The 12,111-nt window shown below is 46.7% G+C and carries 13 protein-coding genes; 12 read left to right on the top strand and 1 reads right to left on the bottom strand.

Annotated features, from left to right (window positions below):
• Positions 1-68: 68 nt before the first annotated feature.
• Entirely contained in the window at positions 69-650 is a 582-nt protein-coding gene (locus tag C8U37_RS07405; RefSeq protein WP_245879782.1) for a LemA family protein, read from the top strand.
• A gap of 28 nt (positions 651-678) precedes the next feature.
• On the top strand, positions 679-1,527 hold the full coding sequence (locus C8U37_RS14750; protein WP_108032716.1) for a TPM domain-containing protein: 849 nt from the start codon (positions 679-681) through the stop codon (positions 1,525-1,527).
• Between the two features lie 70 nt (positions 1,528-1,597).
• On the opposite strand, the gene C8U37_RS07395 is transcribed toward C8U37_RS14750, so the two are convergent.
• Positions 1,598-2,434, bottom strand: coding sequence for a pyruvate, water dikinase regulatory protein (locus C8U37_RS07395; RefSeq protein WP_108032625.1), 837 nt, complete (start codon positions 2,432-2,434; stop codon positions 1,598-1,600).
• Between the two features lie 89 nt (positions 2,435-2,523).
• On the opposite strand from C8U37_RS07395, the gene C8U37_RS07390 reads away from it, so the two are divergent.
• The 10 genes from C8U37_RS07390 to obgE all read left to right on the top strand — a co-directional run bounded on the left by C8U37_RS07390 (position 2,524) and on the right by obgE (position 12,095).
• On the top strand, positions 2,524-2,958 hold the full coding sequence (locus C8U37_RS07390; RefSeq protein ID WP_281257496.1) for a Fur family transcriptional regulator: 435 nt from the start codon (positions 2,524-2,526) through the stop codon (positions 2,956-2,958).
• Between the two features lie 181 nt (positions 2,959-3,139).
• Complete coding sequence (gene rpsU / locus C8U37_RS07385) at positions 3,140-3,313, top strand: 30S ribosomal protein S21 (RefSeq protein ID WP_108032623.1); 174 nt, start codon at positions 3,140-3,142, stop codon at positions 3,311-3,313.
• Positions 3,314-3,557: 244 nt separating this feature from the next.
• A complete protein-coding gene (locus C8U37_RS07380; RefSeq protein WP_245879793.1) occupies positions 3,558-4,505 on the top strand; it encodes a PhoH family protein in 948 nt (315 codons plus the stop codon).
• 8 nt (positions 4,506-4,513) lie between these two features.
• Positions 4,514-4,993, top strand: a complete 480-nt coding sequence (gene ybeY, locus C8U37_RS07375) for an rRNA maturation RNase YbeY (protein ID WP_108032621.1) — start codon at positions 4,514-4,516, stop codon at positions 4,991-4,993.
• Positions 4,968-5,393, top strand: coding sequence for a diacylglycerol kinase family protein (locus C8U37_RS07370; RefSeq protein ID WP_108032620.1), 426 nt, complete (start codon positions 4,968-4,970; stop codon positions 5,391-5,393). Before ybeY ends, C8U37_RS07370 begins: the two co-directional genes overlap by 26 nt.
• Positions 5,394-5,403: 10 nt before the next feature.
• Positions 5,404-6,315 (top strand): GTPase Era, encoded by a 912-nt coding sequence (gene era / locus C8U37_RS07365; protein ID WP_108032619.1) that lies wholly within the window; start codon positions 5,404-5,406, stop codon positions 6,313-6,315.
• Positions 6,316-6,405: 90 nt separating this feature from the next.
• Positions 6,406-7,245 carry a DNA repair protein RecO gene (gene recO, locus C8U37_RS07360; protein ID WP_108032618.1) on the top strand — a complete coding sequence of 280 codons (840 nt, stop codon included), beginning with the start codon at positions 6,406-6,408 and terminating at the stop codon, positions 7,243-7,245.
• A 271-nt stretch (positions 7,246-7,516) separates the two neighbouring features.
• Positions 7,517-8,428, top strand: coding sequence for a glycine--tRNA ligase subunit alpha (gene glyQ / locus C8U37_RS07355; protein WP_108032715.1), 912 nt, complete (start codon positions 7,517-7,519; stop codon positions 8,426-8,428).
• Positions 8,429-8,432: 4 nt separating this feature from the next.
• A complete protein-coding gene (gene glyS / locus C8U37_RS07350; protein WP_108032617.1) occupies positions 8,433-10,496 on the top strand; it encodes a glycine--tRNA ligase subunit beta in 2,064 nt (687 codons plus the stop codon).
• 291 nt (positions 10,497-10,787) lie between these two features.
• Positions 10,788-12,095 carry a GTPase ObgE gene (gene obgE, locus C8U37_RS07345; protein WP_107995188.1) on the top strand — a complete coding sequence of 436 codons (1,308 nt, stop codon included), beginning with the start codon at positions 10,788-10,790 and terminating at the stop codon, positions 12,093-12,095.
• Positions 12,096-12,111: the final 16 nt, after the last annotated feature.

Genomic DNA, 12,111 nt, shown 5'->3' with positions numbered 1-12,111 from the left:
GATGCGGTTTTACCGAAGTTCAGGGATAATTGTATACAAGCACAAAATGAAAGATTAAAGGAGATGGAATGATGAAAGGTTGGTTGAAAGGCTTAATCGGAGTTTTTATTGCGGTGTTGCTATTGGGAGTACCGTTGATCAGCTCCTATAATGGTTTGGTGACGGAGGAGAGCAATGTCGATGTGCAATGGGCGAATGTGGAAACCAAACTGCAAAGACGTTATGATCTGATCCCCAACTTGGTGGAATCGGTAAAAGGCGCCATGGAACAGGAACAGGAAGTATTCGGTGCAATCGCTGATGCCCGTGCCAGAATCGGCAGTGCCCAAACGACCGAAGAACAGGTTACGGCCAGCAACGAAATGGAATCCGCACTTTCACGCCTATTGGTAATTGTCGAGAACTATCCGGAACTGAAATCAAACGAACAAGTGACGGCTCTTATGGATGAATTGGCAGGTACCGAAAACAGGATTTCAGTCGAAAGGGATCGTTACAACGAAGCTGTGCAACAATACAACAACAAAGTCAAACGGTTCCCGGGATCGCTCATGGCAGGGCTTTTCGGATTTAATGAAAAATCTTATTTTGAGGCGGTCAGCGGCGCTGAAACCGCACCTAGTGTAGACCTGAATACAGACGATGAATAATTGAGGGGCTGATGATGTTTTGTTTCAAATGAGGAAAAAGGCGCGATGGCAATTGCTTGCGGTTTTGGGGGTATTCTTCTTTTCGATGGCGTTCGCGCCTTCCAAACATGCGCAAGCCTTGCCTGATCCGACAACTGAGTTTTATGTCTATGATCCAAGCGGCACGCTCTCCGAAGAAACGAAAGCATTCATCCTGAGCGTGAATGAGCAATACGAATTGACGGAGGAAAAACCCCAAGTTGTCGTGGCAGTGGTCGATTCGCTGCAGGGTGAGACAATCGAGGAATATTCTGTCGATCTGTTCGAAAAGTGGAAAATTGGGCAGGCGGATGCCGATAACGGTGTGCTGATTTTGTTGGCTCTGGAAGAAAGGGAAATCCGCTTCGAAATCGGATACGGTCTGGAAGGTGCCTTAACGGACAGCAGGACCGGCAGAATTCTGGACAATCATCTGGATTATCTTTCGGCCAATGACTTCGATGGCGGTCTGAAAGAAATCTTTACTGAGGCGGCGGTCGTCGTCAATGAGGAATACCAATATGATGACGACGTGATTTTCTCCGGCTATCCTGTCGATACAACGCAATACGCGGAAGGCGATTCATCATTCTTCGCGTCAATCGTCCAATTCCTGTTCATCCTTTTAGTGTTGTCCTTCTTTTTTGGCGGCAGAGGCAGAGGCGGACGCGGTGGACGGGGCGGCGGAATGAATCCGTTGTGGTGGTTGCTTCTTAGCGGTGGAGGTGGCGGTTACCGAGGCAACAATCATCGTGGCGGGTATGGCGGCGGCGGCTTCGGTGGTGGTGGTTTTGGCGGAGGCGGCGGCTTTGGAGGCGGAGGTTCTTCCGGAGGCGGCGGATCCAGCAGAGGGTTCTAGCAAATCAGTTTCGGAATCGGAATAGAAGAAAAAGAAGGGGCTGTCACAATGACAGCCTCTTCTTTCGATATCATGGAATGATGGTTGTGTCTGAGATTTCGATGCTGCTCATGATGATGGCGGCTGTTTCTTCTATAGAACGTTTGGATACATTGATGACGATGCAACCCAATTTGTTGTACAATTCATAGGCGTATTCCAGCTCGGCCCGGATGCGGTCCATGTCCGAATAAATGGTTTCAGGCGATAATCCGTAGGCAATCATCCGCTCTTTGCGGAAACTATTCAATACCTCAGCATCATTGGTCAATCCGACGATTTTTTTCGGATCCACTTGCCAAATTTCGTCAGGCACTGAGGCTTCCGGCATAATCGGCAAGTTCGCCACTTTGATGGTCTTGTTCGCCAAAAACATGGATAGCGGCGTCTTTGAAGTGCGGGAAACGCCCAGCAGGACCAAATCGGCATCCAAGAAACCCTTCGGATCTTTGCCGTCATCGTACTTGACTGCGAACTCGATGGCGCTGATCCGGTTGAAGTATTCATCATCCAAACGATGCAGGGCGCCTGCTCTCCGGATAGGCTGCTGTCCGGTTGTTTCGGTAATATCCCTGACCAGTGCTTTCAATATATTATAGCAAGGCAAGTCCTCTGCAGCGCAGAAACTGTCAGTGTATTCACTCAAATCTTCGACGACCAAAGTATGGATAACAAATGCTTTCAGTTCTTTGGCCTCTACCAATACAGGCTCCAAGTCTTTCATTTTTCTGATGAACGGATAATGATACATATGAACAGTTATCGATGGGAATTGTGCCAAGACGGCCTGGAGGACTTTTCTGGCGGTGTCTCCTACCGAATCGGATATGATGACAAAATGCAGGTCATGTTGCTCTGGTTGTTCCATATAATCTCGTCCTTCCTGAATCTTAATGATTGCAATCTCACTAATAATATACTATAGTCAATTTGAAATTGATAGAGTCGGGAGGGAAAATGATGCCGGTAGATACCGTTACCATGGCACTGCAGAAGTTAAAGAAACAAGGTTATAAATATACCCAAAAAAGAGAAGATATCATTACGGTTTTTGTGGAAGCTAACCGCTATCTGTCTGCAAAATCTGTGCTTCATGCCTTGGAGGATGAATATCCGACACTCAGCTATGATACGATATACCGCAACCTGTATACTTTTGTGGAAGTTGGGATCTTGGAAGAAACAGAATTGAACAATGAAAAACTGTTCCGGATCACTTGTTTGCATGAAGGGCACCATCATCATCACTTCATTTGTCAACAATGCGGGATGACGATTGCTTTGCAGATGTGTCCGATGGATTTCTTTGAGCAACAGTTGGAGGGATGCCAAATTTCGTCCCATCGCTTCGAAATCTTTGGTGTTTGCAAAAATTGTTTGGCTCTTGCATAGGTTTTCCCTCTGATCAATAGGCTGAAGGTTTCGTCCAGTCGGATCATCCACTTTTTTGTTTTGCAATAAAACGTTGCAATTGCTTCCACCTATGATATAATATCCAAAGAACAATTTCATTTTGATTGCTTACATTCAAAAGGAAACGTTACTTTTAATGCTCGGAGGGAGGGAATATTTAATGTCAAAAACAGTTGTTCGTAAAAACGAATCTCTTGATGATGCTCTTCGTCGCTTTAAACGTACTGTTTCAAAAACTGGAACTATGCAAGACGCACGTAAACATGAATTTTATGAAAAGCCAAGTGTGAGACGCAAGAAAAAATCTGAAGCTGCCAGAAAACGTAAATTCTAACAGCCGGATGCTCACTTTCTGAAATTCTTAGAGACTGACCAATAAAAAATGGGATGATATCCGTATCATTCCATTTTTTTGTCGTCCAGAAAAATTATCCCGAATACCAGAGGGATAAATATTTTCATAAGCCATCCCGCTTTATGTTATACTGTTAGCAATGAGCAGTGAAAAAAATCCCCAAAAAAAGAGGAGTGTAGCTTGTTTGACCGATAAAGTGAATAAAACAGAGAAAATTGAAGTGATGGACGCATCCGTTTTGCCTCAATTATTTGGATCACAGGACAAGCATCTGAAGATGCTGGAAGATGCTTTGCATGTGACCATTACAAGCCGCGGCATGAAAATCGAAATCAGTGGTGAAGAGTCGGCTGTCGACAAGGCCCGCTCCCTGTTGAAGCAACTATTGGAATTGTTAGCGCGCGGCATCCCTATTTCACAAACAGATATCGTCACAGCTATAAAAATGTCGGAACGCGGTAGCCTAGACTTCTTCATCAACCTTTACGAAGAGGAAATCGGCAGATCGTATGCAGGCAAGCCTATCCGGGCGAAAAATTTCGGCCAAAGACAATATGTGCAGGCCGTCAAGAAAAAAGACGTCGTATTCGGAATAGGCCCCGCCGGAACCGGAAAAACCTTCTTGGCCGTAGTGATGGCTGTCGAGGCGCTGAAGAACGGTAAGGTAAAAAAGATCATCCTGACCCGTCCGGCTGTTGAAGCTGGAGAAAACCTAGGCTTCCTGCCCGGAGATCTGAAGGAAAAAGTTGACCCGTATCTGCGCCCGGTTTATGACGCGCTTTATGCGATCTATGGCGTCGAACACACAACCCGCTTGATGGATAGGGGAGTCATCGAAATTGCGCCGCTCGCCTACATGCGCGGACGGACGCTTGAAGATGCCTTCATCATCCTTGATGAGGCTCAGAACACGACTGTCGCACAGATGAAGATGTTCCTGACGCGGCTCGGGTTCGGATCAAAAATGATCATCAACGGCGACAAGACCCAGATCGATTTGCCGAAAGGCGCCCTTTCAGGATTGATCGATGCCGAGAAGAAACTTCAGGGTATCCCGGACATCACTTTTGTCACCTTTGATACTTATGATGTCGTGCGCCATCCGGTTGTTGCAAGCATCATCAAAGCCTACGATGTCAAAGCGGAAACAAAAAACAACATAGAAAAGTGAGCGATTATATGGAAATAGATATTTTTGATGAAACCGAATCTGTACAGAAAGACCACACCGAATTGGTCCATTCCTTGATTTCCTTTGCGGGGGAGTATTTGAAGTTGGCGCCCGATACCGAATTGTCGATCACTTTTGTGGACAATGAGCGCATCCGGGAGATCAACCGTGAATACCGCAACAAAGATCAGGCCACGGACGTCATCAGCTTTGCGCTGAACGATGACATGGATGACGACTTCCCGATCAATATGGAAAGCATAACCGGCGCCTTTCCTACGAATATCGGTGATATCATCATCTCGACAAACAAAACCGCTGAACAAGCGGAGTCCTATGGCCACAGTTTCGAGAGAGAATTAGGCTTCCTTGCGTTGCATGGTTTCCTGCATTTGAATGGTTATGATCACATGACGGAAGAAGACGAAAAGGAAATGTTCGGTCTTCAGAAAGAGATACTGGATGCTTATGGACTTAAAAGAGACTAGTAGGGAAAAGTTGGGGAAAATCGGAAAGAATCCAAGCTTTTTTGCTTCAGTGAAGCACGCTTTGGACGGCATCGGCATTATCCTCAAAGAAGAAAAAAACATGCGCAGTCATGCTTTGTTTGGCTTGATACCGCTCTTGTTGGCTTGGTTTTTCGGATCCAGCCCAATGGAGTGGATCGTGATCATCTTCTGCATTTTTTTAGTGATCATCATGGAGTTTTTGAATACGATATTCGAAAATGTGGTCGATCTGGTGACCGATTACGAGTATCATCCTCTGGCAAAGAAAGCAAAAGACATCGCTGCCGGAGCAGTCTTGGTTACGGCATTCTTTGCCATCCTGATCGCGGCCATCATTTTTTTGCCCAAGTTTTTAGAATTATATTATAAGTTAATTTGAGGAGTTTTGTATGAATAAAAAAGAAGGTTTCAAATCAGGATTCGTCTCCATCATCGGGAGGCCTAACGTAGGGAAATCAACACTTTTGAACCGCATCGTCGGTCAAAAGGTCGCCATCATGAGTGATGTCCCCCAAACTACCCGGAACAAGATCCAAGGCGTAGTCACTTCGGATGATTCCCAGATCGTCTTCATCGATACGCCCGGAATCCACAAACCGCAGACGCGCTTGAACGATTTTATGCTGAAGAGCGCATACAGCACGTTCAATGAAGTGGATTTGGTTTTGTTCATGGTGAATGCGGCAGAAAAAAGAGGAGCGGGCGACAATTTCATTCTTGAGAAACTCAAGAACTTGCGCACTCCGAAATTTTTGATCATCAACAAAATCGATCAGGTCAAGCCGGAAGAATTACTGAAAATCATAATGGACTATACTTCAGACAATGAATTCAATGAAGTGGTCCCGATTTCCGCCATACAAGGGAACAATGTGGATGAAATGATGATCACCATCAAAAAATACATGCCGGAAGGACCACAATTCTATCCGGACGATCAAGTGACGGATCACCCGGAATACTTCGTCGTGTCCGAGTTTATCCGCGAAAAGATCCTTCAGTTGACCAAAGAGGAAGTGCCGCATTCCGTGGCCGTCGTCGTGGAATCGATGAAGCGCAACGAGGACGATAAAGTCCATGTCCATGCAACCATCATCGTCGACAGAGTCAGTCAAAAAGGCATCATCATCGGCAAGGGCGGGAAAATGCTGAAAGAAATCGGTGTCCGGGCACGTCGGGATATCGAAGCGATGCTTGGTGATAAAATTTATCTCGAGCTTTGGGTGAAGGTCCAAAAAGATTGGCGCGACAAGCAGAGTTATCTGCAGGACTACGGGTATCGCCAAAAAGATTACGATTGATCAGCTAATGCTCAATTGATACATGAATAGCAATCAGTAAGAGTTTGGGAGGCTGCCTTCCGGACTCTTCTCTTTTCGAAAGGGTGCGACATGGAGACATATCAGGAATTTGATGGCATCGTCTTATCGATCCGAAAACATAGGGAAAAGGATGCTTTGGTAAAAATATTTACGCGTGATCATGGAAAACGGATGTTTTTTGTGAAGAACATCAAAAATCCGAACCATTCCTTGAAAGCTGCGCTCCTGCCATTCACGAAAGCGACTTATCTGGGCCGAATCAAGGATGACGGCCTCAGCTTCCTGCAGGACAGCCGCGAAATCATGCACTTTTCCAAAATGCAGACGGACATCCATCTGAACGCCTACGCGACTTATTTGAACAACCTAGCTGATGCGGCCATCAACGATGCCATCAAGGCCGCCGACCTCTACGATCTGTTGGAGGAATCCTTGGTCGCCATGCAGAACGGAATGGATGCGGAAATCGTAGTGAACATTTTCGAAATGCGGGTGCTGAAATTTTTTGGTGCAGCGCCGCAATTGCAGGAATGTGTCATCTGTCACAGCAAGCAGGAACCTTTTGATTTTTCGGTCAAATATTCCGGGGCCCTGTGCCAGAAGCATTTTGGGGAAGACCCCAGAAGATCGCACGCAAGCCCTGCAGCTGTCCATTTTGCCCGGATTTTCCAATTGGTCACGCCGAGGCAAGTCGGGAATATCCAAATCAAAGCCGAGACGAAACAGGCGCTCAGAGCCTTCATCGACGAATTATATGAAGAATATGTCGGGATCCGCCTGAAAAGCAAGAGCTTCATCGATCAGATGTACGCTTGGGAGACAAAGGTTGAGATTCCATTCCGTTCCGCTTCCGAACCGGAGCCAAACAAGCCGAGCGAAAGCGGACAGTCCGATCCAAGTAGTTCTTGACATTCTGCGGGAACAAGGCTACTATTGAGAAGAACTAAATACTGGACGTTGAAGATAAAAGTACCTCTGGTCAGTACCGAAAAGCGAATTTGGGATAGTGTGAGCCAAAGCGGGAGACTATTGCGGAAAGGCGTATCCGAGTCCTGTAACGAAGTGCCGGCAATTGCCGGAATTAGGGTGGAACCGCGAAAATATTCGTCCCTATGTTTCAAGGAGACTTGATGCATAGGGACTTTTTTTTATGTATTATTTCAAGTGGAGGAGATTTATGATGGAAAACAAATTAACTGTGCAAAAAATGATTCAAGCGCTACAAAATTTTTGGGCAGATCAAGGCTGCCTCTTGATGCAATCCTATGACACTGAAAAAGGTGCCGGAACAATGAGCCCGTACACTTTCTTGCGCGCAATCGGCCCAGAACCTTGGAACGCTGCATACGTGGAGCCTTCGCGTCGTCCAGCTGACGGCCGTTACGGTGAAAATCCAAACCGCCTGTACCAACATCACCAATTTCAGGTGGTCATGAAGCCATCACCGGATAATATCCAGGAGCTTTATCTGGAAAGCTTGAAAGTATTGGGCATCGATCCGATCGAACATGACATCCGCTTTGTCGAAGACAACTGGGAAAACCCTTCATTGGGTTGCGCAGGCTTGGGCTGGGAAGTCTGGTTGGACGGCATGGAAGTCACCCAGTTCACTTATTTCCAGCAAGTGGGCGGCTTGGAATGCAGTCCTGTCACAAGCGAAATCACCTATGGTTTGGAGCGCTTGGCTTCTTATATCCAGGATGTGAACAGTGTTTACGATCTTGAGTGGACAGAGGGCGTAAAATACGGCGAAATCTTCGGCCAACCGGAATACGAACATTCCAAATATTCGTTTGAGGAAAGCAACGTCGATTTGTTGTTCCAACTGTTTGATTCATTTGAAGCAGAAGCGACGAAACAGATTGAGAATGGTCTCGTGCATCCGGCTTATGACTATGTCCTGAAGAGCTCGCATGCCTTCAACCTGTTGGATGCAAGAGGTGTCGTTTCTGCGACTGACCGCGCGGGTTATCTCGCACGGATCCGCAATATGGCGCGCCAGTTGGCGAAAGCTTTTGTCCAAAAGCGAAAAGAACTGGGTTTCCCACTGCTTTCGGATGATCAAAAAGAACTTGCCCTGAAGGAGGACTAATGTGATGAGTCAAACTGTATTATTAGAAATCGGACTTGAAGAAATGCCTGCGAAATATGTGCGCAGCAGCAGTATCCAACTGAAAGAAAAAATGGCCGCTTTTTTGGAAGAAAACCGCGTCAGCTTTGATGCAATCGAAATGTATGCGACGCCGAGACGTTTGGCGGTCATCGCAAGCGGAGTCAGTGATAAACAGGCTGATTTGGCTGAAGTCGTCAAAGGGCCCGCAAAAAAAATCGCTTTGCAGGCGGACGGCACTTGGTCAAAAGCTGCACTGGGTTTTGTGCGCGGACAAGGATTGACTCCTGAAGACATCTACTTTGATGAACTGAAGGGTGTAGAGTATGTTTTCGTCAAGAAGGAAACCAGCGGAAAAGCTTCGTCCGAAGTGCTGAAGGAATTGAATACAGTCGTTGAGTCATTGACTTTCCCTGTTTCGATGCATTGGGGCAACCATCACTTCAAGTACATCCGTCCGATCCATTGGATTGCGGCATTGGCCGATGATGAAATCATCCCATTCCAGGTCTTGGATGTCGTTTCAGGCCGGACCACCCGCGGACACCGTTTCTTGGGCGAAGAAGTGACGCTGGCGCATGCGAGCGACTATGTGGATAAATTGGCTGGACAACATGTCATCGCCGATCAGGACAAACGGAAAAACATGATCCGGGCCCAATTCCAACAGATTGAAGCAGAAAATGGCTGGATCATACCCAATGATGAAACCTTATTGGAAGAAGTCACTTCACTGGTCGAATATCCGACAGCATTCTTCGGTGAATACGACAGCAAATATTTGACGTTGCCGGCTGATGTTTTGATCACATCGATGAAAGACCACCAACGCTATTTCGAAGTGAAGGACAAAACCGGTAAACTATTGCCGTACTTCATATCCGTACGCAATGGGAATGGCCTATTCATCGATAACGTGAAAAAAGGGAACGAGAAAGTCCTGACAGCAAGGCTTGAGGATGGCCTGTTCTTCTTCAATGAAGACCAACGCATCACCATTGCGCAGTCGGTCGAAAAACTGAAGAAAGTCACATTCCATTCGAAAATAGGCTCCATTCATGATAAGATGGACAACACAGCGAAAATCGCTGCCCATCTTTCTGATGTGCTTGATCTGGAAGAGGACGACAAAACGCAATTGTTGCGTGCGGCTGCCGTCTACAAATTTGACTTGGTGACCAACATGGTTTCCGAGTTTACGGAACTGCAAGGCATCATGGGTGAGGTCTATGCGTTGCAACAAGGCGAAACCGCTGCTGTAGCAACCGCGATCCGCGAACACTACCTGCCGGTATCCAGTGAAGGCGAATTGCCGGAAACCCAAATCGGAGCCGTTTTAGCGATGGCGGATAAATTGGACAGCATCATCAGTTTCTTCCTGCAGGGTATGGTTCCGACAGGATCGAACGACCCGTATGCATTGCGCCGTCAAATGATCGGGGTCATTCAGATCATCGAGAAATACCAATGGGCATTTTCGTTGGAAGAATTGTTGTCTGCCTTGTTGACCGAGGTTTATGCGGTTGAAGATGCAGAAGCGTTCGATAAGACAATGAATGAACTTGCCGTTTTCGCAAATGCCCGTATCCAACAGAAACTTCAAACCTATGGCATCCGTTATGATATAGTGGAAGCTGTGCTGCAATCCGGCGAAAAAGATGTCAACACCCTCTTCACTAACGCCAAAGTATTGCAGGCGCACAGTGAAGAGGAATCATTCAAAGCGATCATGGAAGCTCTTGCGCGCGTCGTAAACATTTCCGGAAATCCTGATGAATCGATTCCCGTTCAGAAAGATTTGCTGGAAACAGCCAGCGAGAAGAATCTGTATGTGCAGATCAACCATCTCGATTTGGCTCTGTCCCACGGCGATCCTGAAGCGGATTACGCCGCCTTGGCTGCGATCGTGCCATACATTGAAGCGTATTTTGATGAAAATATGGTCATGGTTGAGGATATTGCTATCCGCAGCAACCGCTTGAACACGCTCGGAAACCTGACCTTGAGCATTCTGCAGTTTGCTGATGTCAGAAAATTGATCCTTAAATAGTGAAGTGATGGAGGCGGGGCTAACATTGTTTACTCCCGGCTCCATCATTTTGTCTTCCGCCGGGTGTGGGCTGGATCAAAACCTTCAATACTGTATTTTCTTTTCGTTTTTTGGTTAATATGGTAAATTAAGAGGGAAGAATGAGCGGTTCAGAAGAACGAAACGCAAATTATTTGTTAAGGATACTTGTCCGAATTTTTGACTGCGGAAGCGCATTTGAAAAAGTTGGACCAATCGAATCATTTTGTTCGGCACAAAGAGTGCCGAACAGTTTTCCAAGGGGGAAAAAAGATGTCAATGTTTTTGGATCATGCAAAAGTGCATGTAAAAGCCGGTAAAGGCGGCGATGGAATGGTAGCGTTCCGTCGCGAAAAGTATGTTCCCGATGGGGGTCCTGCAGGTGGCGATGGCGGCCGTGGGGGAAGCATCATATTTGAAGTGGATCCAGGTCTGCGTACGTTATTGGATTTCCGTTACAACCGGAATTTCAGAGGTAAGCCCGGCGAAAACGGCATGAGCAAAAGCATGTTCGGCCGCGGTGCAAAAGATACAATCGTCAGAGTTCCGCCTGGTACGATTGTACGCAATGCGGAAACAAAAGAACTCATCGCTGATTTGACGGAACCTGGACAACAGGCTGTGGTTGCAAAAGGCGGACGTGGCGGACGCGGGAATAACCGTTTTGCCACTGCGAGAAACCCTGCACCCGAAATCGCCGAAAACGGTGAACCCGGGAAAGAGCTTGAGTTGGAGCTTGAGTTGAAAGTCATCGCGGACGTCGGTTTGGTTGGATTCCCATCAGTAGGTAAATCGACATTGCTCTCGATCGTGTCAAAAGCGAAACCAAAAATCGCAGCTTATCACTTCACTACGCTTGTGCCTAACTTAGGTATGGTACAAACACGCAGCGGAGAAGAGTTTGTCATGGCCGATTTACCGGGATTAATCGAAGGCGCGTCCCAAGGCGTCGGTCTGGGAATCCAATTTTTGCGCCACATCGAGCGCACAAGAGTCATTCTGCATGTCATCGATATGGGCGGCACAGAAGGCAGAGATCCTTTCGATGACTATGAAAAAATCAACAAGGAATTGGAAAGTTACCAATTGCGTTTGCTTGAAAGACCGACCGTCATTGTAGCCAATAAAATGGATGTGGCGGAAGCGGAAGATAATCTTGAAATCTTCAAACAGCAAATCGCCGAAAAATTCGGTGATGACGAAGCACCAAGAATTTTCCCGATTTCAGCCTGGTCGACTACCGGCGTTGCCGAATTGTTGGATTACACTGCTGAAGTTCTGAAGGATACGCCTGAGTTCCCATTATTCGATGAAGAAGAAGTCGAATCATCCGTCCTTTACAAATTCGAAGAAAATCAAGAACAGTTCACTATCGGACGCGATCCAGATTCCACATGGGTATTGGGCGGCGAAAGACTAGAAAAACTATTCAACATGACCAATTTTGCTCATGACGAAAGCATCATGCGTTTCGCGCGTCAATTGCGTTCCATGGGCGTGGATGAAAAACTGAGGGCTAAGGGAGCGAAAGATGGCGACATGGTCCGCATCATGACCTACCATTTTGAGTTCGTCGATTAAAAAGCAACACCAGTAT

Origin of the sequence: Trichococcus patagoniensis, assembly GCF_003051085.1 — a bacterium.
Taxonomy (GTDB): domain Bacteria; phylum Bacillota; class Bacilli; order Lactobacillales; family Aerococcaceae; genus Trichococcus; species Trichococcus patagoniensis.
This window is presented reverse-complemented; position numbering and strand designations above follow the sequence as displayed.

Bases quoted from the DNA above. Each gene is read 5' to 3' on its own strand.
- rpsU (WP_108032623.1), top strand. From the start codon at position 3,140: ATGTCAAAAACAGTTGTTCGTAAAAACGAATCTCTTGATGATGCTCTT.
- C8U37_RS07395 (WP_108032625.1), bottom strand. From the start codon at position 2,434: ATGGAACAACCAGAGCAACATGACCTGCATTTTGTCATCATATCCGAT.
- recO (WP_108032618.1), top strand. From the start codon at position 6,406: ATGGAGACATATCAGGAATTTGATGGCATCGTCTTATCGATCCGAAAA.
- glyQ (WP_108032715.1), top strand. From the start codon at position 7,517: ATGGAAAACAAATTAACTGTGCAAAAAATGATTCAAGCGCTACAAAAT.
- era (WP_108032619.1), top strand. From the start codon at position 5,404: ATGAATAAAAAAGAAGGTTTCAAATCAGGATTCGTCTCCATCATCGGG.
- ybeY (WP_108032621.1), top strand. From the start codon at position 4,514: ATGGAAATAGATATTTTTGATGAAACCGAATCTGTACAGAAAGACCAC.
- glyS (WP_108032617.1), top strand. From the start codon at position 8,433: ATGAGTCAAACTGTATTATTAGAAATCGGACTTGAAGAAATGCCTGCG.
- C8U37_RS07370 (WP_108032620.1), top strand. From the start codon at position 4,968: ATGCTTATGGACTTAAAAGAGACTAGTAGGGAAAAGTTGGGGAAAATC.
- C8U37_RS07390 (WP_281257496.1), top strand. From the start codon at position 2,524: ATGATGCCGGTAGATACCGTTACCATGGCACTGCAGAAGTTAAAGAAA.
- C8U37_RS07380 (WP_245879793.1), top strand. From the start codon at position 3,558: ATGGACGCATCCGTTTTGCCTCAATTATTTGGATCACAGGACAAGCAT.
- obgE (WP_107995188.1), top strand. From the start codon at position 10,788: ATGTCAATGTTTTTGGATCATGCAAAAGTGCATGTAAAAGCCGGTAAA.
- C8U37_RS07405 (WP_245879782.1), top strand. From the start codon at position 69: ATGATGAAAGGTTGGTTGAAAGGCTTAATCGGAGTTTTTATTGCGGTG.
- C8U37_RS14750 (WP_108032716.1), top strand. From the start codon at position 679: ATGAGGAAAAAGGCGCGATGGCAATTGCTTGCGGTTTTGGGGGTATTC.